Genomic DNA, 24,656 nt, shown 5'->3' with positions numbered 1-24,656 from the left:
CCCACCTCATCGTCCCGGGCCAACCGGCCACGACATCGCTCAACGGTCCACTCTCTCACCCGTCCCGGACGGGTCGGTGCTTTCCGGTGCGGTGTCCGGCGCAGGGTCACTCGGCTGCTCCGGGTCATCTGCCCCGGCGGCGGAGCCGGGCTCCTGCGGGAGACGTTCCCCGGGCGCCCCGGGGTTCCCGGGTTCCTCGGTGTCCTCGCCGGCCGTGCCGGGGCCGTCCTCGTCGGTCCGGCGGGCGGCCGCGCGCTTGCGGTGGGTGTACATCCGGAAGCCGGCCAGCACCAGGAGGAGTACGCCGCCGCCGATGACCAGCATCACGGTGGGCGTGACCTCGGTGACCTTCACGTCGAAGCTGACCGGTTTCCCGTACTCCCGGCCGTCCTCGGTGAACAACTGGGCGATCACCGTGACCCGGCCATTGGCGTTGGCGGAGGTGGTGAACTTCACCGACTGGCTGTGGCCGCCGGAGACCTCCACGGGCTGTTCCCAGTAGGCCTTGCCGCCGATCTTCAGCCGGGTCGGCATGGTTGAGGTCAGGCGCAGCACCAGATGTCCGACGGGCTGGACCAGGTTGTTCTGGACGGTCACCGGGATGGTGGCGCTGCGGCCGGAGAGCTTGGTCTCCGACTTGTCGATCAGCTTCACCTGTTCGGTGAGGTCGTCGAGCCAGGCCTCCACGCCGCTGCGGTAACTGTCCGCCTGCGTGGTCCGGCCGCGCCACGACGTGGACATCTCACGGTTTATGGCCCGCCCGAACGGGGTGACCACGCGGGACTGGCGGGCGAGGATCACCTGGAAGTTGTCGAGCTTGTCCTGGGTACGCGCGATCTGCTCGAAGGCCGACCTCGGCAGTTCCTGGCGGCGCAGCGAGGAGGGATAGGCGGATGTCGACGGAACGCGCGTGGTGGCGCTGGCGTCGGGCTTGTCCTTGGCGGCCGCGGTGAGGTCCTGCGACTGGCTCCAGGTGCTGTCCTGCAGCGTCTTCAGGGCCGTCGCCATGGCCTGCACCTGGCTCGTGGTGGGGATACGCGGCGGAGCGACGACGATGCTGCGCTCCTTGTCCGTCTGGGCGTTCACCTCAAGGCTCTGGGCCAGGAAGCGCTGGACGGCCAGCGTGGCGGAGCCGGCTTCGGTGAGGTCGCCGTCGAAGGCGTCGGAGAGCCGGGCGTCGGAGACGACCGCGGTGGTGCCTCCGCCGACCGGTCGGGCGGCGGAGGGCGTGTAGGACAGTCCGGCGGTCTCCTGGAGGCTGTCACTGCTCGCGATCACGCGATCGGCACCCGCCGAGGTGGCGACCTTCATGATCGACGGATCCACGGCCCCGTCCACCGGCCAGGCGAAGTCGGTGTTCGGTGTGACGTGCAGCACTGTCTTCACGGTGGTGGCGGCGACGTCGGTGGCGTCCTTCAGGTGGCTGAGGGAGCCGGTGACACTGGTGCCCTTGTGCGCGAGAGAGGCCAGGTCGGGGTCGCCGAAGGGCAGTGCGACGACCTCCTTGCCCGTCACGGCCTTCTGGAGGTCCGCCAGCCACTGCTTGGCGATCGCCTGGCTCTCCTTGGAGCCGGGCGTGGTGGTGTCCCCCTCACCTTGGAACTGGTAGGTGCCCGCCGCCATCGCGTCCACCGAGGCCAGCAGGTCCGGGTCGATCACCCAGGTGATGTCGAGGTCCTTGCCCAACTGCACCATCTGCCCCAGTCGACCGCCCGGCGCCAGCTCCTTCGCCAGGTCGTCGTCCAGGAAGACCGGCGTCTGCAGCTCGCCGGCACCTGTCCGGGCCGTCATGTGCACCTTGGAGATCAGCGGCCACAGGAACGACGTCCTGGTCTTGCTGTCGGCCTCGGAGGGCTGCCAGGGCAGGAAGGTCCGCTGGATGCCGAGCAACTGGTCCCAGGACTGGGTGGAGGTACGACCGGACACGGCGACCCCGAACTCGTAGACGCCGTCCTCACCCAGGTCGAGCTTGTCCACCGGGACCGAGATGCTGAAGTGCTCGGCGACACCCGGGGTCAGCTTCGCGAACTTCTCCTGGTACTTGTCGCCCACCTCGGCGACGCTGCCTCCGCCCTGGAGGGAGTCGGGGTGCTCGGCGATGCCGTCGATGGCCGAGCGGGTGTTGAGCAGCGGCCCCACCCGCAGGCCCACGTGGGCGCCGGTGACCGTCTGCTTGCCGTGGTTGGTCACCGTGCCGGAGACAGTCAGCGTGTCCCCGTCGCTGGGGGCGTTCGGGGTCAGCGAGTCCAGGGAGACGGACACCGCGTCCGAGGAGGCGGCCTGGGCCGGACTCGCGGCGGGCAGCTGGAGCAGTCCGGCCAGCAGTGGGACACCCGCGAGCAGCGTACCGGTGCGCCGCAGCCACCGGCGGGCAGGTGAGGCACTGGTCCCCTGGAAGTCAGCCGCCTCGGCCACGCGCTCGCCCGTCCCTCGTCGTCAGTGGTCGTCGGAATGTGCGTCCACGCATGGTAACGATGCACGCTGAGGGGAAGTGCCGCGGTCTCCTTCACAAGATCAAGCACGGCGATGAACCCGTCCTCTATATCCAGTATCGAGGGAACGGTATGCGTAAGAGATAAGAGCGGCGCTTGACCAGCTATGCGAGGAACTGCCCTCGGCGCTTAATGGGGGCGCCCGAGGTCGCGCGGGGCACGTACCCTCTTCTGTTGTGCCGAACGCCAACGAAGACACTCCCTCCGCCCTCAGCCAGGCGCAGCAGCGCGCGGTCACCGAGCTGCTGCGGGTGGCCCCGGTCGCCGACGATCTCGCCCGCCGATTCCAGCAGGCGGGTTTCTCCCTTGCCCTGGTCGGCGGGTCGGTCCGTGACGCGCTGCTCGGCCGGTTGGGCAACGACCTGGACTTCACCACGGACGCCCGTCCCGAGGACGTACTGAAGATCGTGCGGCCATGGGCGGATGCCGTATGGGAAGTGGGGATCGCCTTCGGAACCGTCGGTGCGCACAAGGGTGCCCGTGTCGGTGACACCGACCTGAACTTCCAGATCGAGATCACTACGTACCGTTCGGAGGCCTACGACCGCACCTCCCGCAAGCCGGAGGTGTCGTACGGCGAGTCGATCGAGGAGGATCTCGTCCGCCGCGATTTCACGGTCAACGCGATGGCCGTGGCGCTGCCCGAGAAGGAGTTCATCGACCCGCACGGCGGCCTGGACGACCTCGCTGCTCGGGTGCTGCGTACGCCGGGTACCCCCGAGGAGTCGTTCTCGGACGATCCCCTGCGGATGATGCGGGCGGCCCGGTTCGCCGCTCAGCTGGATTTCGAGGTCGCGCCCGAGGTCGTCACCGCCATGACGGAGATGGCCGGACGGCTTGAGATCGTCTCCGCCGAGCGGGTCCGGGATGAGCTGAACAAGCTGATCCTCTCCGCGCACCCGCGCGAGGGGCTGTCCCTGTTCGTGGACACCGGTCTCGCCGGTCACGTCCTGCCCGAGCTGCCGGCACTGCGCCTGGAGAGTGACGAGCACCATCGGCACAAGGACGTCTACGAGCACTCGCTGATCGTCCTGGAGCAGGCCATAGCGCTGGAGACGGAGGGGCCGGATCTCACGCTCCGCCTCGCGGCCCTGCTGCACGACATCGGAAAGCCCCGCACGCGCCGCTTCGAGAAGGACGGCCGGGTCTCCTTCCACCACCACGAGGTGGTCGGCGCCAAGATGACCAAGAGGCGCATGACTGCCCTGAAGTACTCCAACGAGCTGGTGAAGGACGTCTCCCGGCTCGTTGAGCTCCACCTGCGCTTCCACGGTTACGGCACCGGCGAATGGACGGACTCGGCGGTCCGGCGGTACGTCCGTGACGCGGGGCCGCTGCTGGAGCGGCTGCACAAGCTGACCCGTTCCGACTGCACCACGCGCAACAAGCGGAAGGCGACAGCGCTGTCCCGGGCCTACGACGGTCTGGAACAGCGGATCGCCCAGCTCCAGGAGCAGGAGGAGCTGGACTCCATCCGCCCGGACCTCGATGGCAACCAGATCATGCAGATTCTCGGCGTCGGACCGGGCCCGATGGTCGGCCAGGCGTACAAGCACATGCTGGAGCTGCGCCTGGAGAACGGCCCCATGGCGCACGACGCGGCGGTTGCGGCCCTCAAGGAGTGGCGGGCCGAGCAGGAGTGATCGGGGCCGGGCGTTGTTTCACGTGAAACACCCGCCTGGGATGGACGATGCGGAGGGCTGATGTTTCACGTGAAACATCAGCCCTCCCTACTTCCCGTCTCACCGCTCGCACCTGTCCGGTCGTCGCTCGACGCAGGTCATGGTCGTGGCGACGGCGCCGTAGATCACGGCGACCAGCGCGATCAGGACGACGGAGCGGCCGTCCGGCGGCAGCATCAGGGCCGCCACTCCGGCCGCGCCGACGAAAGCGATGTTGAAGAGGACGTCGTACACGGAGAAGACCCGGCCGCGGAAGCCGTCGGCCACCGAGGCTTGCACGATGGTGTCAGTGGCGATCTTCGCCCCCTGGGTGGTCAGCCCCAGGAAGAAGGCGGCGGCGAGCAATGGGCCGGTGGCGAACGGCAGGCCGAGCGCGGGCGTCAGTACCGCTGCGGCGCCGGAGCACACGGCGATCCAGCGGCCGGGTCCCAGATGCCCTGCCGCCCAGGGGCTCATGACGGCCGCCGCGAAGAATCCAGCCCCGGACAGCGCCAGCGCCGACCCCAACAGGCGGAGTCCGTCCTCGGGGCCCTCGGCGAGGGCGTAGCGGCAGAGCATGAGGAGCAGGACGAGGACGGCGCCGTAGCAGAAGCGCATCAGCGTCATCGCGGCCAGAGCCCAGGCCGCTTCCCTGCGCCTGGGAGCGGCCAGGTGCCGTACGGCCGCGAACAGATCGCGCGCGGTGTCCGCGAGCGCCACTCCCAGATGCGGGCGCTGCGGTGACAGGTCCGGACCGAGCAGCGTGGGTGCCATGCTCAGAGAAGCGAGACCCGCGCAGAGATAGAGGAACGCGCCCAGCAGCACCACGGCCGCGTCCGAGCCCGATGCCCCGATCCGCACGAGGAAGGCCAGACCCCCGCCGGCCGTCGCGGCGAGCGTGCCCGCCGTGGGTGACAGGGAGTTCGCCACTACCAGGAGTTCGGCATCGGCCACGCGCGGCAGGGCGGCGGACAGGCCGGCGAGGACGAAGCGGTTGACCGCCGTGACGCACAGCGCCGAGACGTAGAAGAGCCAGTCCGGGACGTGGACGGTCATCAGGGCGGCGGTGACCACCGCCAGCGCGGCGCGCAGCAGGTTGCCGTAGAGGAAGACCTGCCGACGGCGCCAGCGGTCCAGGAGCACACCGGCGAACGGGCCGACCAGGGAGTAAGGGAGCAGCAGGACCGCCATCGCCGAGGCGATCGCGGTGGCCGAGGTCTGCTTCTCCGGGGAGAAGACGACGTACGTCGCGAGTGCGACCTGGTAGACGCCGTCGGCACCCTGGGACAGGAGACGGACCGACAGCAGACGCCGGAAGTCCCGCAGACACAGCAGGACGCGCAGGTCACGGACGACGGACATGGATCACACCCTCACACACGCGGAAGGTCCCCGGGTCGGAGGACCCGGGGACCTTCACAGCCCTGGCAGGAGCGTTCTCTTGCGAGCGAGGCCGTCCGCGCCTCAGCGCTCGACGTCGCCGCGGATGAACTTCTCGACGTTCTCGCGGGCCTGGTCGTCGAAGTACTGGACCGGCGGGGACTTCATGAAGTACGAGGAGGCGGACAGGATCGGGCCACCGATGCCGCGGTCCTTGGCGATCTTGGCCGCACGCAGGGCGTCGATGATGACACCCGCCGAGTTCGGGGAGTCCCAGACCTCGAGCTTGTACTCCAGGTTCAGCGGGACGTCACCGAAGGCGCGGCCCTCGAGGCGGACGTACGCCCACTTGCGGTCGTCCAGCCAGGCCACGTAGTCGGACGGGCCGATGTGGACGTTCTTCTCGCCGAGGTCCCGGTCGGGGATCTGGGAGGTGACGGCCTGCGTCTTGGAGATCTTCTTGGACTCCAGGCGCTCACGCTCGAGCATGTTCTTGAAGTCCATGTTGCCGCCGACGTTCAGCTGCATCGTGCGGTCGAGGATGACACCGCGGTCCTCGAACAGCTTCGCCATGACACGGTGCGTGATGGTGGCGCCGACCTGCGACTTGATGTCGTCACCGACGATCGGGACGCCCGCCTCGGTGAACTTGTCCGCCCACTCCTTGGTGCCGGCGATGAAGACCGGGAGAGCGTTGACGAAGGCGACCTTGGCGTCGATGGCGGCCTGCGCGTAGAACTTCGCCGCGTCCTCGGAGCCCACGGGCAGGTAGCAGACCAGGACGTCGACCTGCTTGTCCTTCAGGATCTGGACGATGTCGACCGGCTCGGCGTCCGACTCCTCGATGGTCTCGCGGTAGTACTTGCCGAGGCCGTCGAGGGTGTGGCCGCGCTGGACGGTGACACCCGAGCGGGGCACGTCGCAGATCTTGATGGTGTTGTTCTCGGAGGCGCCGATCGCGTCCGCGAGGTCGAGGCCGACCTTCTTGGCATCGACGTCGAACGCGGCGACGAACTCGATGTCACGCACGTGGTAGTCGCCGAACTGCACGTGCATCAGGCCGGGGACCTTGGACGCCGCGTCGGCGTCCTTGTAGTACTCGACGCCCTGCACCAGCGACGCCGCGCAGTTGCCCACGCCGACGATGGCTACGCGAACCGAACCCATTCCGGTTGCTCCCTGTGTGTACGAGTGAGGCCCTGAGTGGGGCTCACGTGGCGGTGTCGTCGGGCGTATCCGTGCCGGAGGTTCCTCCGCCACGGGGCAGGCCGCCCGTCGATCCAGTGGTGGTGTCCTGCTGAGCGGTCCCTCCGGACGCGGAACCCTTAAGGTCCCGCCCGGCCCGCTCGCTCTCGATGAGCTCGTTCAGCCAGCGCACTTCGCGCTCCACGGACTCCATACCGTGGCGCTGGAGCTCAAGCGTGTAGTCGTCGAGGCGCTCCCGGGTGCGTGCCAGAGAGGCCCGCATCTTCTCCAGGCGCTCCTCGAGCCGGCTGCGCCGGCCCTCCAGCACACGCATGCGCACATCGCGGGACGTCTGCCCGAAGAAGGCGAAGCGTGCGGCGAAGTGCTCGTCCTCGTACGCGTCCGGGCCGGTCTGCGAGAGCAGTTCCTCGAAGTGCTCCTTGCCTTCCGCCGTCAGCCGATAGACGATCTTGGCCCGGCGTCCGGCGAGGGGCGCGGCGAGGGCGTCCTCGTGGGTGCTTCCCGGTTCCTCGATCAGCCAGCCGTTGGCGACCAGCGTCTTGAGGCAGGGGTAGAGCGTCCCGTAGCTGAACGCGCGAAACACACCCAGCGATGTGTTGAGACGTTTACGCAGCTCGTAGCCGTGCATCGGGGACTCACGGAGCAGGCCGAGCACGGCGAACTCAAGGATGCCGGAGCGCCGGCTCATCGTCGCCTCCTCTCGTCCCGCAGTCGGTCCCGCGGTGCCCTTCAGCGCCTTTATCTCGCGCTGATGTATCGACTCGATACATCAAGACGATAGAACGGCCACCCGCGAGCGACAAGAGGGAAGTCGGTGAACGGGATCACATCACCGATTCGCAGGAGGCAACTTGCCTGTTTTGGGGTGAACTTCGGGGCTCGGCCGGTTTTGACGGTGCGTAGTCTGTGCGGCATGCACAGCACCGGGAACCGCGTGGCGCCTGGGGAGCGTCGTCGTCCCCGGTGCAGTACGGGTGAATGCGGAACCGACCGCATCCGTATGTCGGGGGGACCGGAAATCAGCCGCCGTTCCAGGCGCGCAAGAGTGCGCCTGCCCGAGGAGTAATCGTTCGATGAGCGAGCACCGTCGCAAACCGCCGCAGCCGCAGGAAGGCGGACGTGCCGCGGCCCGACGCGGCCCGTCCGGCTCGTCCTCCGGCCGCCGTGCGGCACCGCGAGGCGCCACCGGGTCTCCTGCCGACTCCTACGGGCCGGACGCCCCGGGCCTCGGAGGCGAGGAGCGCCCCTACGGCGGCCGCGCCGAGGCCCGCCGGGCGGCGCAGAAGGGCGGCCGGCGCAGAGCGGCCGACAACACAGGGCCGGGCGCCGGGCGTGGCGGCCCGGGTGGTCCGACCGGCCCCGGACGCGGCAGAGGCCGCGCGACGACGGCGCCGGGCAAGAAGCGGTTCATCGACTATCCCAGGGCCGGGCGGGCCGGGTGGCGACGCTGGGTCCCGTCCTGGAAGCTCGTCTCCGGGGTGTTCCTAGGGTTCGTCGGCAGTCTGGTGGTGATGGTCGGCGTCGGCTACGCGATGGTCCAGCTTCCCGACGAAAACCTGGCCGCGCGGTCCCAGAACAACGTCTACTACTGGGGCGACGGCTCACAGATGGTGGCCACGGGCACGGGCGTCAACCGGCAGAACGTCACCATCGACAAGATCCCCGAAGCCATGCAGTGGGCCGTGATCTCCGCGGAGAACAAGAGCTTCTACGACGACTCGGGTGTCGACCCGATGGGTATCGCCCGAGCCCTCGCCAACATGGCCCGGGGCGGTCAGACGCAGGGTGGGTCGACGATCACCCAGCAGTACGTGAAGAACACGTACCTGAGCCAGGACCAGACGCTCACCCGTAAGTTCAAGGAGATGTTCATCTCCGTCAAGGTGGGCACGAAAGTCGACAAGAAGGTGATCCTCCAGGGCTACCTGAACACCTCCTACTACGGTCGTGGCGCCTATGGCATCCAGGCCGCCGCCCGCACTTACTTCAACAAGGACGCGGTCGATCTCAAGCCGACCGAGTGTGCCTTTCTCGCCGCACTGCTCAAGGGCCCGACGTATTACGACCCGGCGGGCAACGAAGGCCTCGACAAGTCGGCGACGGCTGATGCCAACCGCCAGCGGTCCGAGGCCCGGTGGAAGTGGATCCTGGGCGAGATGCACAAGGACCAGCACCTCAGCGACAAGGACTACCAGGACGCCGTCGCCAAGTACCCGAACCCGCGGGACCGCAAGGCGACCAAGGGCATGACCGGCCAGATCAGCTACCTGGCCGACACGGCGAAGAAGTACGTCCTGAACCACTCCGACATCACGGAGCAGCAGTTCGACCGGGGCGGCTACCAGATCTACACGACGTTCCAGAAGTCCAAGGTCGATGCCCTGGCCAAGGCTGTGAAGACCGTCCAGAAGGAGCGCCTCGACCCCAAGCACCGTGATCTGGACAAGTACGTCCAGTTCGGTGGGGCTTCGGTGGTGCCCAACGACGGTGCGATCGTCGCCCTCTACGGCGGTGACGGTTACGAGAACGGGCACTTCACCAACAACGCCGACACCTCAGGTGTCCCCGTCGGTTCGACGTGGAAGCCGTTCGTGCTGGCTGCCGCCATGAAGTACGGCACGTACAAGTCCGACGGTGAGGGTGTCTCCCCGCTGAGCAAGTACAACGGCAACGACCATCTCAAGGTTTTCAAGTCGGACGGGTCGTACTACCTCAAGAAGGACAACACGCCCTTCTATCAGAACAACGAGAGCGCGTACCGCTGGGGATACATCACCCTGCGCAAGGCGATGGAGCAGTCCGTCAACACGCCGTTCGTGCAACTCGGCGTCGACGTGGGAATGACACACGTCAGGGACGTGGCCAAGGCGGCCGGCGTCCTGCCGCAGAGCATGTCGCAGGACCTCAATCCGTCCTTCGCCATCGGTACGTCCACGCCCAGCGCTATCCGGATGGCTGACGCCTACGCCACATTCGCCGCCTCCGGCAAACAGACGGAGCCGTACTCCGTGACCGAGGTCAAGGTGAACGGCACGGATGCGACGAGCTTCGCCAAACCGAAGCCGCGGCCCAAGGACGCGATCGACCCGAACATCGCCAACAACGTCACGGACGTCCTCCAGAACGTCATCCAGAACGGTACGGCTACGAAGGCCAAGGCACTCGGCCGGACCGCGGCGGGCAAGACGGGTACCACCGACGCGAACAAGTCGGCGTGGTTCGTGGGCTACACCCAGCAGCTGTCCACCTCGATCGCGATGTTCCGCGAGAACCCCAAGGACCACAAGCTGCTCTCCATGAACGGCACGGCGGGTTCCGACTCGATCCACGGTGGTGACATCCCGACGCTGGTGTGGACCAAGTACATGGAGGCCGCCCTCAAGGGCAAGTCCGACCCCGGCTTCCCGGACGCCACCGAGATCGGCAAGGTCCAGGACGAGGCGGGTGCCCCTTCGCCGACTCCGAGCATCTCGATCACGCCCAGCGATACGCCCAGCGATACGCCGAGCCCGACGCCCAGCAAGACCACCCCGAGCCCGACGCCGACCCCGAGCGACACCTGCCAGCTCGGCTGGGGTGACGACTGCACCGACAACGGAGGTGCCGACAACGGCGGCGTGGACGCCGGCGGTACGGATGGCGGTCCGTCCCCCGATCCCACCGGTACCGAGACGGACGACGGCGGAAATACCAGGGGCAACGGCAACGGTGGCATCTTCGGAGGACCGACCGGCTAGCCGGGTGTGACCGGTTGGCGAGTATTCGCCCGCCGTGGGTGTTTCACGTGAAACATGGGCCGCCGCACCGACCGGGTGCGGCGGCCCTCGGCGTTTTCTCATGCGGGTACGGCAGGATGTGCCCATGCCCAGTGCAGAGATGACGCCCGCGGGCGTGCACGACCCCGAGCCCGCGGCGGCCGTTCCGGCGGAGCAGGTGGCGCCGACCCGTGAGGACGCGCTCGCCGCGACCGGCAGTGAGCTGATCGGAGGCCCGCTGGGGCGGCGTGCCCTGGCCGGCGGTTCCTGGTGGACTCCCCTGCGGATCGTCGCGCTCGTGGCGATCGGCATGTTCGCCCTCGGCTTGGTCCAGAAGGCGCCTTGCTACCAGGGCTCCTGGTTCTTCGGCGCGAGCAGCCAGTACACGCACGCCTGCTACTCGGACATCCCGCACCTTTATCAGGGCCGTGGGTTCGCCGATCATCTGGTGCCGTACTTCGACAAGCTCCCGGGCGACATGGACTACCTCGAGTACCCGGTGCTGACCGGAGTGTTCATGGAGGTGGCCTCCTGGCTGACCCCGCACAGCGGCAGCATCCAGCACCAGGAGCAGTGGTACTGGTTCGTCAACGCCGGAATGCTGATGGCCTGCGCGGCGGTCATCGCCGTCTGTGTGGCCCGTACCCACCGCCGGCGCCCCTGGGACGGTCTGCTGGTCGCCCTCGCCCCCGCTTTCGCGCTGACCGCCACCATCAACTGGGACCTCTTCGCGGTCGCTCTCACGGCCGCCGCCATGCTGATGTGGTCCAGGGGCCGGGCCGTCGCCTTCGGTGTCCTGCTGGGCCTGGCTACCGCCGCCAAGCTCTATCCGGCCTTCCTGCTGGGGCCCCTGCTGCTGCTCTGCTGGCGGGCCGGCAAATGGCGTGACTTCCTGCGGGCAGTGGTCGGTGCGGTGGTCGCCTGGCTGCTGGTGAACCTCCCGGTGATGCTCACGCACGACGCGACGGGCTTCCATATCCGTGAGGGCTGGGCGAAGTTCTACACCTTCAGCAAGGAGCGCGGCGTCGACTTCGGATCCTTCTGGCTGATCTGGGCGCAGAACTCCAGCAGCCCGCCGTCCACGGAGTTCGTGAACACCATGGCCTCGGTGCTGGTGGTGCTCTGCTTCCTCGGTATCGCCGCGCTCACGTTCACCGCTCCCCGGCGGCCGCGCTTCGCCCAGCTCGCCTTCCTGATCGTGGCGGCCTTCGTCCTGACCAACAAGGTGTACTCCCCGCAGTACGTCCTGTGGCTGGTGCCGCTGGCAGCGCTCGCCCGGCCCAAGTGGCGGGACTTCCTGATCTGGCAGGCCTGCGAGGTGGTGTACTTTCTGGGCATCTGGATGTACCTCGCGTACACGACCAGCGGAGACGCCCACAAGGGCCTGCCCACGCACGGTTACCACTGGGCGATCGTGGTGCACCTGGCGGGAACCCTGTACCTGTGCGCCGTCGTTGTGCGGGACATCCTCATGCCGGAACGTGACGTGGTGCGCCGCTCGGGCGACGACGACCCGTCCGGCGGAGTGCTCGACGGCGCCGAGGACGTCTTCGTACTCGGCGCGGGGGCTCGTCCGGCGCGGCACGCCGCCGGCTTCGACGGCCCCCAGGTGGACTGGGGCCGGCCCGAGTCGCTGTCCCCCGAGAGTCGTTCGCTGTGAGCGAACCCCGCTGAGCGCGGGTCGCACAAGGCCGCGTCGCGGAGACGGAGGAGGGCCGTACGAACACCGTGCGTACGGCCCTCCTCTTGATCCTCCCGGTCGTGGGGCCTAGCGGTCCACGATCCGGTCGAACTGCGTGGTGGTATGCCGCAGATGGGCCACCAGCTCATCCCCGACGTGCGGCTCGGGAGCGTCCGACGGCACGAAAAGGATCGACACCTGCATGTGCGGCGGCTCGGCGAACCAGCGCTGCTTGCCGCCCCAGACGAACGGGGCGAGGTTCCGGTTGACCGTGGCGAGGCCGGCCCGTGCGACGCCCTTGGCGCGCGGCATGACGCCGTGCAGCGCCTTCGGGGCCTCCAGGCCCACTCCGTGCGACGTACCGCCCGCCACGACCACCAGGAAGCCGTCGGAGGCGGCCTTCTGCTGCCGGTAGCCGAACCGGTCGCCCTTGGCCACCCGCGTGACGTCCAGGACGGCACCGCGGTACTCGGTCGCGTCGTGGTCCCCCAGCCACAGCCGTGTGCCGATGCGGGCACGGAACCGGGTCTGCGGGAACTGCTGCTGCAGCCGGGCGAGTTCGTCGGCCTTGAGGTGGCTGACGAACATCGTGTGCAGCGGCAGCCGGGCCGCGCGCAGCCGGTCCATCCAGCCGATGACCTCCTCGACGGCGTCCGAGCCGTCGGTGCGGTCGAGCGGCAGATGGATGGCGAAGCCCTCCAGGCGGACGTTCTCTATGGCCTGGTGCAGCTGCGGCAGATCCTGCTCGCTGATGCCGTGCCGCTTCATCGAGGACATCACCTCGATGACGACGCGTGCTCCGACGAGGCCGTAGACGCCGTCGATCGACGACACCGAACGGACGACCCGGTCCGGCAGCGGCACGGGCTCCTCGCCACGCCGGTACGGCGTGAGGACCAGCAGGTCACCGCCGAAGAAGTCCTTGACCCGCGCGGCCTCGTACGTGGTGCCGACGGCGAGCATGTCCGCACCGAGCCGCGTGGCCTCCTCGGCCAGGCGCTCGTGCCCGAAGCCGTAGCCGTTGCCCTTGCAGACCGGGACGAGTCCCGGGAACTGCTCCTGCACGTGCTTGTGGTGCGCCCGCCAGCGCGCGGTGTCGACGTAGAGCGTGAGCGCCATGGCCGGACCCGGAACCTTTCTCGTGGCTGCCGTGTATCGCAGGTGTGGAAGCTGTGGAGCCTATGGAATCAAACGCCCGCGGCTCAGCGGCGCGACATGTAGATGTCGAGGGCCTTGTGGAGCAGCTTGTTCAGCGGGAAGTCCCACTCGCCCAGGTACTCGGCGGCCTGACCGCCGGTGCCGACCTTGAACTGGATCAGGCCGAACAGGTGGTCCGTCTCGTCCAGCGAGTCGGAGATGCCACGCAGGTCGTAGACGGTGGCGCCGAGCGCGTACGCGTCGCATAGCATGCGCCACTGCATCGCGTTCGAGGGCCGGACCTCACGGCCGATGTTGTCGGAGGCGCCGTAGGAGTACCAGACATGGCCGCCGACGATCAGCATCGTCGCGGCGGAGAGGTTCACACCGTTGTGACGGGCGAAGTAGAGCCGCATGCGGTTGGGGTCCTCGGTGTTGAGGGCCGTCCACATGCGCTGGAAGTACGACAGCGGGCGCGGCCGGAAATGGTCGCGCACGGCCGTGATCTCGTACAGCCGCTGCCACTCGGCCAGGTCCTGGTATCCGCCCTGGACGACCTCGACGCCGGCCTTCTCGGCCTTCTTGATGTTGCGGCGCCACAGCTGGTTGAAGTTCTTGTGGACCTCTTCCAGAGACCGGTTGGCCAGCGGCACCTGATAGACGTAGCGGGGCTGCACGTCGCCGAAGCCGGCGCCGCCGTCCTCGCCCTGCTGCCAGCCCATACGGCGCAGCTTGTCGGCCACCTCGAAGGCACGCGGCTCGATGAAGTCGGCCTCCAAATCGCGCAGCCGCTTCACGTCCGGGTCCTGGATGCCCCGCTTGATGGTGTCGGCGTTCCAGCGCCGGATGATCACCGGCGGGCCCATCTTCACGGAGAACGCGCCCTGCTGCTTCAGGTGCGCCAGCATCGGCTGGATCCAGTCGTCCAGGTTCGGGGCGTACCAGTTGATGACCGGGCCCTCGGGGAGGTAGGCGAGGTAGCGCTTGATCTTGGGCAGCTGGCGGTAGAGGACCATGCCCGCGCCGACCATCTCGCCGGTGCGGTCGTCGAACCAGCCGAGGTTCTCCGAGCGCCACTCCGCCTTCACGTCGGCCCATGCCGGGACCTGCATGTGGCTCGCCGACGGCAGGCTCTGGATGTAGGCCAGATGCTGCTCGCGGCTGATGGTCCTCAGGGTCAGGCTCATGTCGGGGCGCTCCTCGGGCTGGTGTGTCCCCATGGGTACAGGGGCTCCGGCTCTCGCGCCGAAGCCTACTGCGCCTTGCGAGCGCCCCGACTGGCCGTACGCCTTAGAAGAGGCCGCCGAAGAGTCCGCCGTTCGCCATGCCGAGGAGGAAACCGACTCCCGAGGCACCGAGACCCAGCACCAGGCCGAAGCGCTCGCGCGTGGTCACCGAGATCCACTGCCCGTACGCGCCGGCGACGATGCCGATCAGGCCGGCCCAGGACGCCAGCAGGTGCAGGCCTGGGAAGAACGAGGTGATGAAGGCCAGCAGCCCCAGCACCAGGGTGGCCACTGCCAGGCCGTCCTGGAGCGGATGGGGCTTGCCGTCCGTGGCGAAGAGGGATCCGGCGGTATTGGGCTGCAATGCCTGTGCCATAGGGCACCTCCTGCGGAAGGCGGCGCATCGTAGCGCCGTACACACCCGACGTGTACAGACTGACGGCCTTCCGGGCCTGATTTCAACCGGAAGCGGGTGTGCGGGTAGTCTGTAGCGTCTGCACCGGTGTCTGCCCAGGCCTGCCAATCCCGATTGTCAGTGGCGGCCGATACCGTTGCGTACGCATCGCAACCCTCCTGCCACGGATCGACCGTGGCCGCTGAGTCCAAAGGAGGTGGGTTCCACATGCGTCACTACGAGGTGATGGTCATCCTCGACCCCGATCTCGAGGAGCGTGCTGTCTCCCCGCTGATCGAGAACTTCCTGTCTGTCGTCCGTGACGGCGGCGGCAAGGTTGAGAAGGTCGACACCTGGGGCCGTCGTCGTCTCGCCTACGAGATCAAGAAGAAGCCCGAGGGCATCTACTCGGTCATCGACCTGCAGGCCGAGCCTGCGGTCGTCAAGGAGCTCGACCGCCAGATGAACCTGAACGAGTCGGTCCTCCGGACCAAGGTCCTCCGTCCCGAGACCCACTGAGCCCTTCCGCTCAGCTGATCTCGGGATCCGAGTAGCCAGCAAGCAGCCAGAGCAGCAAACCCGCCGAGAGGTTCCCCCATGGCAGGCGAGACCGTCATCACGGTCATCGGCAATCTTGTCGACGACCCCGAGCTGCGCTTCACCCCGTCCGGTGCGGCGGTCGCGAAGTTCCGTGTCGCGTCCACTCCCCGCACCTTCGACCGCCAGACGAACGAGTGGAAGGACGGCGAGAGCCTGTTCCTGACCTGCTCGGTCTGGCGGCAGGCGGCGGAGAACGTCGCCGAGTCGCTCCAGCGAGGCATGCGCGTCATCGTGCAGGGCCGGCTGAAGCAGCGGTCCTACGAGGACCGTGAGGGCGTCAAGCGCACGGTCTACGAGCTGGACGTCGACGAAGTCGGCCCCAGCCTGCGCAATGCCACGGCGAAGGTCACCAAGACCGCCGGTGGCGGCGGCCGAGGCGGCCAGGGCGGTTACGGCGGTGGCGGTGGCGGCGGCCAGCAGGGCGGCGGCTGGGGCGGTGGCCCCGGTGGCGGCCAGCAGGGCGGCGGCGCTCCTGCCGACGACCCGTGGGCGACCGGTGCTCCCGCCGGTGGCAACCAGGGTGGCGGCGGCTGGGGCGGCGGCTCCGGCGGCTCCGGCAGCTCCGGCGGCTCCGGCGGCGGTGGCGGCTACTCGGACGAGCCCCCCTTCTAAGGGCTCGTATCCACACTTCTTGATCACACAGGAGAAACACCATGGCGAAGCCGCCTGTGCGCAAGCCTAAGAAGAAGGTCTGCGCTTTCTGCAAGGACAAGGTCACGTACGTGGACTACAAGGACACGAACATGCTGCGGAAGTTCATTTCCGACCGCGGCAAGATCCGTGCCCGCCGCGTGACCGGCAACTGCACGCAGCACCAGCGTGACGTCGCCACGGCCGTCAAGAACAGCCGTGAGATGGCGCTGCTGCCCTACACGTCCACCGCGCGCTAAGGAAAGGGTGACCGACTCATGAAGATCATCCTGACCCACGAGGTCTCTGGCCTCGGTGCCGCCGGCGACGTTGTCGACGTCAAGGACGGTTACGCTCGTAACTACCTGATCCCGCGGAAGTTCGCGATCCGCTGGACCAAGGGTGGCGAGAAGGACGTCGAGCAGATCCGTCGCGCTCGCAAGATCCACGAGATCCAGACCATCGAGCAGGCCAACCAGGTCAAGGGCCAGCTCGAAGGCGTGAAGGTCCGTCTGGCCGTCCGCTCCGGCGACGCCGGTCGTCTCTTCGGTTCCGTCACCCCGGCCGACATCGCGTCCGCGATCAAGGCTTCCGGTGGCCCCGAGGTCGACAAGCGCCGCATCGAGCTGACCGCTCCGATCAAGACGCTGGGCGCCCACGAGACGTCCGTGCGTCTGCACCCCGAGGTTGCCGCCAAGGTCAACATCGAGGTCGTCGCGGGCTGACGCCGCGCTCGGTTGAGCAGATATGAAGAGGCCGCCCCGGTGGGGGCGGCCTCTTCGCGTGTGTGTACCGGCTGCTACCTGGACCGACGCCGAACACGCTACGTTTCACGTGAAACAGCCGCGGCATCGCGGTCGGCCTCCCTCAACGGCTGGCGCCGGTCACGATCCATCGGCCGGAGCGCGCCCGCAGCCACAGGGTGAGCATGCGGACCGTCATCATCAGCGTCATGGCTGCCCACACGGCTGTCAGACCGCCGCCGAGAGCAGGAATGAGTAGGGCGACGGGAGTGAAGACGGCCAGGGTGATCACCATGGCTCCGGCCAGGTAGGGGCCGTCCCCGGCTCCCATGAGGACGCCGTCCAGGACGAAGACGATGCCGCAGACCGGCTGGGACAAAGCGACCATCAGCAGCGCGGGCAGGGCCGCGTCCTTGACCACCGAGTCGCCGGTGAACAGCGGTAGGAAGAGCGGCCGGGCCACCACCACGAGCAGGCCGAGTGCCACCCCGGCGGCGATGCCCCACTGCACCATGCGGCGGCAGGCCTCGCGTGCGCCCCGGGTGTCGTCGGCTCCCAGGTAGCGGCCGATGATCGCCTGTCCCGCGATCGCGATGGCGTCGAGTGCGAAGGCCAGGAGACTCCACAGCGACAGGATGATCTGGTGGGCGGCGATGTCGGCGTCGCCGAGACGTGCCGCGACGGCCGTCGCGATCATCAGGATCGCTCGCAGTGACAGCGTACGGACCAGCAGGGGGACGCCGGCCTGGGCCGAGGCCCGGATGCCGGCGGCATCCGGGCGGAGGGAGGCGCCGTACCGGCGGGCTCCCCGGACGACCACCGCCAGATAGACGGCGGCCATGCCGCACTGGGCGATGACCGTGCCCCAGGCCGAGCCGGCGATGCCGAGTCCGCCGCCGTAGACCAGCCCCGCGTTGAGCGCGGCGTTGGCGACGAAACCGGCCACGGCGACGTTGAGGGGAGTACGGGTGTCCTGGAGACCACGCAGCACTCCGGTCGCGGCGAGGACGATGAGCATGGCCGGGATGCCCAGCGCGGAGATCCGCAGGTAGGTGATGGCGTAGGGGGCGGCGGTCGTGGAGGCCCCGAAGAGGTGCACGATCCCCGGAGCGAAAGGCAGGGCGACGGCGATGACGGCGATGCCCAGCAAGAGGGCCAGCCAGATGCCGTCCATGCCTTGCCGGATGGCCGCCGGGAGATCACCGGCGCCGACGCGGCGGGCCACGGCGGACGTCGTGGCGTAGGCGAGGAAGACGAAGACACTCACCGCGGTGGTGAGGAGGGCCGAGGCGATGCCGAGCCCGGCCAGCTGGGCGGTGCCGAGGTGACCGACGATCGCGCTGTCCACCATGACGAAGAGCGGCTCGGCGATGAGGGCGCCGAAGGCGGGGACGGCCAGCGCGACGATCTCTCGGTCGTGCCGTCGGCGGGCGGCCTTCGGTATCGCGGGAGCCTGTGTCATGAGCACTAATCTAACCGTCCACAGGTAAGCGACGCAAACCATTTTTGACCCTTACCTACCCGCAATGGCCGCGCGCTTTCGCGTACCGTTCGAAGCGATCTTGGTCCGACCGGGAAAGTTTTTCTCCTGCACAGCCGGTGGACGACAAAGCAGCAGGTCAGACGATTTCGGTGCGGGAAGGGGAGGGCTTGTTCACAGGACTGTCCACCGGGTCGTGCACAGGTTTCGGCGAGTTCTCCACAGCATCCGGGCCGTCGTCCACATGGCCTGTGGATAACCAGATTGGCTGACGGTGCCGTGGGGCCTAACGTGGTCCGGCGCCCACTCCGTTCCCCGGCCCGGGAGACGTCCCTGCCGCGGCCTCGGAATCGTCATCGAACCGACGCGTCGCGACCGGAGGCGGGCCCCTCATTTTGTCAGTGTCGTGCCGTACAAAGAAGGCCACGGCGAGGTCCGCTGCGCGGACGGGAGGAGGTGGCTCGGTGAGCATTTCCGAGCCCTTGGACGATCCGTGGGCCGACAGCGGGCCCAGCGATCGTCTGCCGGCCTCCCGGCGGCGGAGCGACGGTGGCCGGAGCCGTGACGAACAGCACGACCGGGGCCGGGAGAACGCCGACTGGGACGGCGGCGGGTCCTCCTTCGAGCGGGTGCCGCCCCAGGACCTGGACGCCGAGCAGTCCGTGCTGGGCGGCATGCTGCTCTCGAAGGACGCCATCGCCGACGTCGTCGAGATCCTCAAGGGCCACGACTTCTACAAGCCCGCGCACGAGACGATCTACCAGGCGATCCTGGACATCTACGCCAAGGGCGAGCCGGCCGACCCGATCACCATCGCCGCGGAGCTGACCAAGCGCGGTGAGATCAACAAGGTCGGCGGGGCCGCTTATCTGCACAGCCTGGTCCAGACGGTGCCGACGGCGGCCAACGCCGAGTACTACGCGGAGATCGTCCACGAGCGGGCGGTCCTGCGGCGCCTGGTCGAGGCGGGCACGCGCATCACGCAGATGGGATACGCGGCCGACGGCGATGTGGACGAGATCGTCAACAGCGCCCAGGCCGAGATCTACGCCGTCACCGAACAGCGCACCAGCGAGGACTACCTGCCGCTCGGCGACATCATGGAGGGTGCCCTCGACGAGATCGAGGCGATCGGCTCGCGCAGCGGCGAGATGACGGGCGTGCCCACCGGTTTCACCGACTTCGACTCGCTGACGAACGGTCTGCACCCCGGTCAGATGATCGTCATCGCGGCCCGCCCCGCCATGGGTAAGTCCACCCTGGCCCTGGACTTCGCACGAGCCGCCTCGATCAAGAACAACCTGCCCAGCGTCATCTTCTCCCTCGAGATGGGCCGCAACGAGATCGCGATGCGTCTGCTGTCCGCCGAGGCGCGGGTGGCACTGCACCACATGCGGTCCGGCACGATGACCGACGAGGACTGGACCCGGCTCGCCCGTCGCATGCCCGACGTCTCGGCCGCGCCGCTCTATATCGACGACTCCCCGAACCTGTCGATGATGGAGATCCGGGCCAAGTGCCGTCGGCTGAAGCAGCGCAACGACCTGAAGCTTGTCGTCATCGACTACCTCCAGCTGATGCAGTCCGGCGGTTCCAAGCGGGCCGAAAGCCGTCAGCAGGAGGTCTCGGACATGTCCCGTAACCTCAAGCTGCTCGCCAAGGAGCTGGAGATCCCGGTCATCGCGCTCTCCCAGCTCAACCGTGGCCCCGAGCAGCGCACCGACAAGAAGCCGATGGTCTCCGACCTGCGTGAGTCCGGCTCCATCGAGCAGGACGCCGACATGGTCATCCTGCTGCACCGTGAGGACGCCTACGAGAAGGAGTCGCCCCGGGCGGGCGAGGCCGACCTGATCGTCGCCAAGCACCGAAACGGCCCCACGGCGACGATCACGGTCGCCTTCCAGGGCCACTACTCCCGCTTCGTGGACATGGCCCAGACCTGACCCGGGTCCGCGTAGGGTCGCGGATTCCGCTGCACGGTCTCGTCACCTTGCGCCGTGCCGTCGAACGGACGGGAACGCCAGTACCACCGCGACCGCGGTCAGTTGCCACAGCACACCGAGCCCGAGGAGCCGGTCGGCCCCCCACGATGTTCGACACCGGTCCGGCCAGCGCCAGTCCGAGTGGCCCCAGGGCGAAGGCGCCCATGCTGTCGAACGCACTGACACGTCTGCGGACCTCAGCGGGGATCTCGCGCTGGATGACGGTCGTCGCGAGGGCGGTACACACCGCTGCGCCCGCCCCTGCGAGGAGAGCGGCTGTGGCCACCCAGCCCAGCGGCAACCGTGCCGCCAACGCCGCTGCCGGGAGCGCCCAGCCCGCGGACGCGGCCACGGACCAGACGAGTGCCCGGCCGGAGTTCCTGCCGAGCAGTGCCAGGCCGCTGGCGATCGAGCCGATGCCGTACAGGGCCAGCACCAGCCCCCAGGCACTGGCACCGCCGAGCCGCTGCTGGGCGAGAGTCGGACCCAGCACCAGGAACGGGGCCCAGAGGACGAAGTTGAAGAGGCTGATGTGGAGGGTCGTGACCCACAGCCACGTGCGAGAGGTGAACTCCCTCCAGCCGCGTCCCAAGTCGGTGACCAACCCACGGCGGGGCGTGGCCAATCGCGACAGGGGCAGGCCGGCCAAGGCCATGACGCTCACGCCGTAGCTGGCCGCGTCGACAGCGACCACGGTGCCCGCATCGGCAACAGCGATGAGCAGGCCGGCCAGACCCGGGCCTGCGACCGAGGTCACAGCCTGGGCGATCTGCAGCAGCGAGTTGGCGTCCGCCAGGTCGTCCGCGGGAACGAGGCCGGGCACCAGAGCCGTCAGGCCCGGGCTGAATCCTCCCTCACCGATTCCGAGGACCACCGCGAGCATGACCACTTCCCAGACCTTCGCGCTCCCGGTGTCGGTTGAGTACGGCGCCGCCGTTGACCGCTATCTCGCTGCGGCCGGTCTCGGCAGCGCCTCTCGCCGCGTCTACCGCCTCTCGCTGATCGGGTGGTCCTGGCCTCTGGTCGACCGCCGGGCTCCGACCGGTCGCGGGCGCCGCGGCGCCCACCCGCCGGTCGTGCCTCTTGCCCTGCTCGACGACGCGAAGGCCCCGGAGCGGCTGCGACGGGGGCTGGCCGACCGAGCCGCCACTGCGGAGCCGCGCACACTGGTTCGTGAACTGGCCTGCCTTCGTGCTGCTACGGCATGGTGGCTGGCCGAAGGCTGGATCACCGCGGACCCGGCCGCCGGCCTGGCACCGCCGGCGATGAGCCCTTCTGGTGCGTCCGCAGTCGCCAGGGCGACTGCCGCCGACCCGGATAGGGCCCGGGGCAGCCCTCGCCTTGCGGGCTCCGCTCCGGGAGTTGGCTCTGTGGCACTTTCTCCATGAGTCGAGAGCCTTCGTCGAACAGGTGCCCGCCCTCAATATCGACCACCTCGACCTGCCTGGCCGCCGCACCAGGGCGGGCGCGGCAGCACCCCTGAGCTGGGGACGGGGCACGGCACGTCTGCTGCCCATGCTGTTGGCCGGGCGCACCGCAGGGCCGGTGTTCGTCACCGACCGACGGCCCCCGCCTCCACACCGGCAGCCGACCGTTGCCCGGTGACCGGCCGAGGACGGCTTTCCTACCGCCGGGCCGCGGAGCTCTTCACCGCCGCGACCAGACCACTCGATCCAGCCGGCCGAGGCTGGACGCTGCTTGTCCTGCGTGACCGGGCGCCAGGGAGCAGGACGTCCTGAGAACCCCAGAGTTCAAGGCGTCGCCGGGGCGGGCGGCAAATGGATTCGACGTCTGTCGTCGCAGAAGGTGGACTGAGGGCATGACGAGTTCTCAGGATTACCTGCTCCCCGGCACCCGGCGCGCGCTGCTCCATCGGATCGCCGTCGCCCAGTCGGAAGGGCGAGCGCCGTCGCTGGTCGCGGCTGTGGTGCGGGGTGGGCAGATCGTGTGGCACGGCGCGCGAAGCTCGGTCGAGGGACATGCCCCGGATGGTGACGTGCAGTACCGGATCGGATCCATCACCAAGACCTTCACCGCCGTCCTGGTGATGCGGCTGCGTGACGAGGGGCTGCTCGATCTGGGGGATCCTCTGGAGAAGTATCTGCCGGGCACCGGCGCGGGGGAGGCGACGATCGCCGAACTGCTCGCCCACACGGCCGGGTTGGCCGCGGAGTCGCCGGCGCCCTGGTGGGAGCGGACCCCGGGCGCCCTGCGTCCCGAATTGAGTGATGTCCTGGGCGAGCAGCCGCTCCTGCATCCCGTCGGCCGCCGGCACCACTACTCCAACCCCGGCTACACCGTGCTCGGCGCGCTGGTGGAGGCATTGCGCGGAGCCCCCTGGGAGGAGGTGCTGAGCAGCGAGATCCTCGAACCGCTCGGCCTGCGCCGTACGGGCGCCCGGCCGCAGTCGCCGTACGCGGGCGGGTGGGCCGTGCATCCCTGGGCCGATGCGCTGCTGCCGGAGCCGCTGGAGGACCTCGGCCGGATGGCGCCTGCCGGACAGCTGTGGTCGACCACGGAGGATCTCGCCCGGTTCGCCGTGTTCCTCGCCCGTGGCGACGACCGGGTGCTGAGCGCCGAGTCGGTGCGGGAGATGCGGGCCCCGGCGGCACCCGCCGAGGCTGCGGACGTGCGGGACGGCATCAGCTACGGTCTGGGACTGCAGATTCAGGCCCGTGACGGCCGACTGCTCGTCGGACACTCCGGCTCGCTGCCCGGCTTCCTGGCGAACCTCACGATCAGTGTGGAGGACGACGTGGCCGCGGTGGTCCTCGCCAACTGCACCAGTGGGCCGCTGCTCGGCGCCGTGGGCGCCGACCTCGTACGGATCGTCTCGGAGGCAGAGCCTCGGATCCCCGAACCGTGGCGCCCGCTGCGCGAGGTCGCCCCGACCGTCCTGGAGCTGGCAGGGCAGTGGTACTGGGGGACGCATGCCTTCGGCCTTCGGGTGAGCGCGGACGGTCTGCTCGCGCTGGGCCCGTTGAGCGGCGGCGGGCGCCGGGCCCGATTCCGCTCGAACGGTGACGACACCTGGACCGGTCTTGAGGGGTATTTCGCCGGGGAGCTGCTGCGGCCCGTACGAGGGGCGGACGGATCCGTGGGCCACTTGGATCTCGGCTCGTTCGTGTTCACACGGCAGCCCTATGACCCCGAGGCTTCGGTACCGGGCGGCGTGGATCCGGAGGGGTGGCGGGGGATCGACCCGAAGGTGTAGGCACGGGCACGGCGGGGGGTGTTTCACGTGAAACACCCCCCGCTGTCCCGCGCGGGGTGCCAGGCGCTCACAGCTTCAACTTGAATCCCTCGTGCGAGGCGATGAAGCCCAGTCGCTCGTAGAAACGATGGGCGTCCGTGCGGGACTTGTCGGACGTCAGCTGCACCATCTGGCAGCCGAGCGACCGTGAGGTGTCGATCGCCCACTCGATGAGCCGGCCGCCGAGTCCGCTGCCGCGTTCCTCGGCGTGGATGCGCACGGCCTCGATCAGCGCGCGGGTCGCCCCACGGTGGGAAAGACCGGGAATGAGCGTGAGCTGGAGGGTACCGATCACCCGGCCTTCCCGGACGGCGACGACGAGATGCTGATTGGCGTCGGCGTCGAGGCGCTCCAGCGCGGCCCGGTACGGAGTCAGATCCTGCGGCGACTCGCGCTGGGCGCCCAGTGGATCGTCGGCCAGCATCGCGACGACGGCCGGCAGGTCGGCCGCTGTTGCCCGCCGTATTTCAAGGTCTCCCATGGCCGCAGCCTACGCGGGGACGTGCGGGGACTCCACGACGCGGACCAGCGGGGCCAGTTCGGGGACCTGGGAGGCGTCGTTCAGGGCCTCGCGCAGTGCGGCGTCGTTGGTGGGCCGGGCCTCCTCCAGCAGGAGCAGGCCCGCCTCGGTGACGTTGGTGTAGATGCCTCGCCGGTCGGTGGGGCACAGATAGCGCTCCAGCAGGCCGCGGTCCTCCAGCCGGGTCACCAGACGTGTAGTCGCGCTCTGGCTGAGGACGACCGCGTCGGCCACCTGCTTCATCTGCAGATGGCCGCCCTCGCCGTCGTGCTGACGGCTGAGCACGTCGAGCAGGGAATACTCGCGCACGCTCAGGTCGTGCTTCGCCTGCAGGGCGCGTTCGATGTGCGTCTCGATCCTTCCGTGCAGCGCAGAGAGGGCGCACCAGCCCTGGGCAAGGGCGGTGAGCGCGGGGTCCGTCGCTGTCATGGCTGTCTCCTCCGTCCCGGGACCTGTGTCCAGGATAGAGCACCCCTGCAATAGTCGGCGCTTGCAATTAACCCGCGCCTGCAATTA

At 68.7% G+C, this 24,656-nt stretch carries 20 protein-coding genes; 9 read left to right on the top strand and 11 right to left on the bottom strand.

What is annotated here, in order from left to right; all coding sequences use genetic code 11:
* Positions 1–39 precede the first annotated feature (39 nt).
* A complete protein-coding gene (locus tag NX794_RS10805) occupies positions 40–2,415 on the bottom strand; it encodes a DUF6049 family protein (RefSeq protein WP_258778122.1) in 2,376 nt (791 codons plus the stop codon).
* Between the two features lie 253 nt (positions 2,416–2,668).
* On the opposite strand from NX794_RS10805, the gene NX794_RS10800 reads away from it, so the two are divergent.
* The gene (locus NX794_RS10800) at positions 2,669–4,135 is read left to right on the top strand and encodes a CCA tRNA nucleotidyltransferase (RefSeq protein ID WP_258778121.1); all 1,467 of its coding nucleotides are present in this window, start codon (positions 2,669–2,671) and stop codon (positions 4,133–4,135) included.
* A 99-nt stretch (positions 4,136–4,234) separates the two neighbouring features.
* Here the strand turns inward: NX794_RS10800 and NX794_RS10795 are convergent, their stop codons facing one another.
* From NX794_RS10795 to NX794_RS10785, 3 genes are all read right to left on the bottom strand, one after another.
* Entirely contained in the window at positions 4,235–5,515 is a 1,281-nt protein-coding gene (locus NX794_RS10795; RefSeq protein ID WP_258778120.1) for an MFS transporter, read from the bottom strand.
* Between the two features lie 102 nt (positions 5,516–5,617).
* A complete protein-coding gene (locus NX794_RS10790; RefSeq protein ID WP_258778119.1) occupies positions 5,618–6,700 on the bottom strand; it encodes an inositol-3-phosphate synthase in 1,083 nt (360 codons plus the stop codon).
* Between the two features lie 43 nt (positions 6,701–6,743).
* Entirely contained in the window at positions 6,744–7,427 is a 684-nt protein-coding gene (locus NX794_RS10785) for a PadR family transcriptional regulator (protein ID WP_258778118.1), read from the bottom strand.
* 385 nt (positions 7,428–7,812) lie between these two features.
* On the opposite strand from NX794_RS10785, the gene NX794_RS10780 reads away from it, so the two are divergent.
* Complete coding sequence (locus NX794_RS10780; protein ID WP_258778116.1) at positions 7,813–10,476, top strand: transglycosylase domain-containing protein; 2,664 nt, start codon at positions 7,813–7,815, stop codon at positions 10,474–10,476.
* A 124-nt stretch (positions 10,477–10,600) separates the two neighbouring features.
* Positions 10,601–12,154: a glycosyltransferase family 87 protein gene (locus NX794_RS10775; protein ID WP_258778115.1), complete on the top strand. Its 1,554-nt coding sequence runs from the start codon at positions 10,601–10,603 to the stop codon at positions 12,152–12,154.
* Positions 12,155–12,262: 108 nt separating this feature from the next.
* Here the strand turns inward: NX794_RS10775 and NX794_RS10770 are convergent, their stop codons facing one another.
* From NX794_RS10770 to NX794_RS10760, 3 genes are all read right to left on the bottom strand, one after another.
* Entirely contained in the window at positions 12,263–13,294 is a 1,032-nt protein-coding gene (locus tag NX794_RS10770) for an alanine racemase (protein WP_258778114.1), read from the bottom strand.
* Positions 13,295–13,377: 83 nt separating this feature from the next.
* On the bottom strand, positions 13,378–14,499 hold the full coding sequence (locus NX794_RS10765) for a lipid II:glycine glycyltransferase FemX (RefSeq protein ID WP_258778112.1): 1,122 nt from the start codon (positions 14,497–14,499) through the stop codon (positions 13,378–13,380).
* 103 nt (positions 14,500–14,602) lie between these two features.
* Complete coding sequence (locus NX794_RS10760) at positions 14,603–14,914, bottom strand: hypothetical protein (protein WP_258778111.1); 312 nt, start codon at positions 14,912–14,914, stop codon at positions 14,603–14,605.
* A 246-nt stretch (positions 14,915–15,160) separates the two neighbouring features.
* Between NX794_RS10760 and rpsF the strand changes: the two genes are divergently transcribed.
* The 4 genes from rpsF to rplI all read left to right on the top strand — a co-directional run bounded on the left by rpsF (position 15,161) and on the right by rplI (position 16,887).
* The gene (gene rpsF, locus NX794_RS10755; RefSeq protein ID WP_014673750.1) at positions 15,161–15,451 is read left to right on the top strand and encodes a 30S ribosomal protein S6; all 291 of its coding nucleotides are present in this window, start codon (positions 15,161–15,163) and stop codon (positions 15,449–15,451) included.
* 78 nt (positions 15,452–15,529) lie between these two features.
* A complete protein-coding gene (locus tag NX794_RS10750) occupies positions 15,530–16,144 on the top strand; it encodes a single-stranded DNA-binding protein (protein WP_258778108.1) in 615 nt (204 codons plus the stop codon).
* Between the two features lie 41 nt (positions 16,145–16,185).
* Positions 16,186–16,422, top strand: a complete 237-nt coding sequence (gene rpsR, locus NX794_RS10745) for a 30S ribosomal protein S18 (protein ID WP_003949403.1) — start codon at positions 16,186–16,188, stop codon at positions 16,420–16,422.
* Positions 16,423–16,440: 18 nt separating this feature from the next.
* Positions 16,441–16,887 carry a 50S ribosomal protein L9 gene (rplI, locus tag NX794_RS10740; RefSeq protein ID WP_258778107.1) on the top strand — a complete coding sequence of 149 codons (447 nt, stop codon included), beginning with the start codon at positions 16,441–16,443 and terminating at the stop codon, positions 16,885–16,887.
* 142 nt (positions 16,888–17,029) lie between these two features.
* On the opposite strand, the gene NX794_RS10735 is transcribed toward rplI, so the two are convergent.
* Positions 17,030–18,367 carry an MATE family efflux transporter gene (locus NX794_RS10735; protein ID WP_258778106.1) on the bottom strand — a complete coding sequence of 446 codons (1,338 nt, stop codon included), beginning with the start codon at positions 18,365–18,367 and terminating at the stop codon, positions 17,030–17,032.
* Positions 18,368–18,849: 482 nt separating this feature from the next.
* On the opposite strand from NX794_RS10735, the gene dnaB reads away from it, so the two are divergent.
* The gene (dnaB, locus tag NX794_RS10730) at positions 18,850–20,328 is read left to right on the top strand and encodes a replicative DNA helicase (protein WP_258778105.1); all 1,479 of its coding nucleotides are present in this window, start codon (positions 18,850–18,852) and stop codon (positions 20,326–20,328) included.
* Here the strand turns inward: dnaB and NX794_RS36055 are convergent.
* The gene (locus NX794_RS36055; RefSeq protein WP_428985887.1) at positions 20,273–21,250 is read right to left on the bottom strand and encodes an MFS transporter; all 978 of its coding nucleotides are present in this window, start codon (positions 21,248–21,250) and stop codon (positions 20,273–20,275) included. The genes dnaB and NX794_RS36055 overlap by 56 nt on opposite strands.
* A gap of 936 nt (positions 21,251–22,186) precedes the next feature.
* Here NX794_RS36055 and NX794_RS10725 point away from each other — a divergent pair.
* Entirely contained in the window at positions 22,187–23,581 is a 1,395-nt protein-coding gene (locus NX794_RS10725) for a serine hydrolase domain-containing protein (protein ID WP_258778103.1), read from the top strand.
* A gap of 67 nt (positions 23,582–23,648) precedes the next feature.
* Here NX794_RS10725 and NX794_RS10720 read toward each other — a convergent pair whose 3' ends face one another.
* Both NX794_RS10720 and NX794_RS10715 read right to left on the bottom strand, forming a co-directional pair.
* Positions 23,649–24,101: a GNAT family N-acetyltransferase gene (locus NX794_RS10720; protein WP_258778102.1), complete on the bottom strand. Its 453-nt coding sequence runs from the start codon at positions 24,099–24,101 to the stop codon at positions 23,649–23,651.
* Between the two features lie 9 nt (positions 24,102–24,110).
* A complete protein-coding gene (locus tag NX794_RS10715; protein WP_258778100.1) occupies positions 24,111–24,569 on the bottom strand; it encodes a MarR family winged helix-turn-helix transcriptional regulator in 459 nt (152 codons plus the stop codon).
* Between the last annotated feature and the right edge of the window lie 87 nt (positions 24,570–24,656).

Source organism: Streptomyces pyxinicus (genome assembly GCF_024753135.1).
In the GTDB taxonomy this organism is placed as follows: Bacteria; Actinomycetota; Actinomycetes; order Streptomycetales; family Streptomycetaceae; genus Streptomyces; species Streptomyces pyxinicus.
The sequence above is the reverse complement of the archived record's forward strand: the minus strand, read 5'-3'. Positions and strand labels throughout refer to the sequence as shown.

Excerpts from the sequence above, each read along its gene's own strand:
- NX794_RS10795 (WP_258778120.1), bottom strand. The coding sequence starts at position 5,515 with ATGTCCGTCGTCCGTGACCTGCGCGTCCTGCTGTGTCTGCGGGACTTC.
- NX794_RS10790 (WP_258778119.1), bottom strand. The coding sequence starts at position 6,700 with ATGGGTTCGGTTCGCGTAGCCATCGTCGGCGTGGGCAACTGCGCGGCG.
- NX794_RS10785 (WP_258778118.1), bottom strand. The coding sequence starts at position 7,427 with ATGAGCCGGCGCTCCGGCATCCTTGAGTTCGCCGTGCTCGGCCTGCTC.
- NX794_RS10780 (WP_258778116.1), top strand. The coding sequence starts at position 7,813 with ATGAGCGAGCACCGTCGCAAACCGCCGCAGCCGCAGGAAGGCGGACGT.
- NX794_RS10775 (WP_258778115.1), top strand. The coding sequence starts at position 10,601 with ATGCCCAGTGCAGAGATGACGCCCGCGGGCGTGCACGACCCCGAGCCC.
- NX794_RS10770 (WP_258778114.1), bottom strand. The coding sequence starts at position 13,294 with ATGGCGCTCACGCTCTACGTCGACACCGCGCGCTGGCGGGCGCACCAC.
- NX794_RS10765 (WP_258778112.1), bottom strand. The coding sequence starts at position 14,499 with ATGAGCCTGACCCTGAGGACCATCAGCCGCGAGCAGCATCTGGCCTAC.
- NX794_RS10760 (WP_258778111.1), bottom strand. The coding sequence starts at position 14,914 with ATGGCACAGGCATTGCAGCCCAATACCGCCGGATCCCTCTTCGCCACG.
- rpsF (WP_014673750.1), top strand. The coding sequence starts at position 15,161 with ATGCGTCACTACGAGGTGATGGTCATCCTCGACCCCGATCTCGAGGAG.
- NX794_RS10750 (WP_258778108.1), top strand. The coding sequence starts at position 15,530 with ATGGCAGGCGAGACCGTCATCACGGTCATCGGCAATCTTGTCGACGAC.
- rpsR (WP_003949403.1), top strand. The coding sequence starts at position 16,186 with ATGGCGAAGCCGCCTGTGCGCAAGCCTAAGAAGAAGGTCTGCGCTTTC.
- rplI (WP_258778107.1), top strand. The coding sequence starts at position 16,441 with ATGAAGATCATCCTGACCCACGAGGTCTCTGGCCTCGGTGCCGCCGGC.
- NX794_RS10735 (WP_258778106.1), bottom strand. The coding sequence starts at position 18,367 with ATGACACAGGCTCCCGCGATACCGAAGGCCGCCCGCCGACGGCACGAC.
- NX794_RS36055 (WP_428985887.1), bottom strand. The coding sequence starts at position 21,250 with ATGCTCGCGGTGGTCCTCGGAATCGGTGAGGGAGGATTCAGCCCGGGC.
- NX794_RS10725 (WP_258778103.1), top strand. The coding sequence starts at position 22,187 with ATGACGAGTTCTCAGGATTACCTGCTCCCCGGCACCCGGCGCGCGCTG.
- NX794_RS10720 (WP_258778102.1), bottom strand. The coding sequence starts at position 24,101 with ATGGGAGACCTTGAAATACGGCGGGCAACAGCGGCCGACCTGCCGGCC.
- NX794_RS10715 (WP_258778100.1), bottom strand. The coding sequence starts at position 24,569 with ATGACAGCGACGGACCCCGCGCTCACCGCCCTTGCCCAGGGCTGGTGC.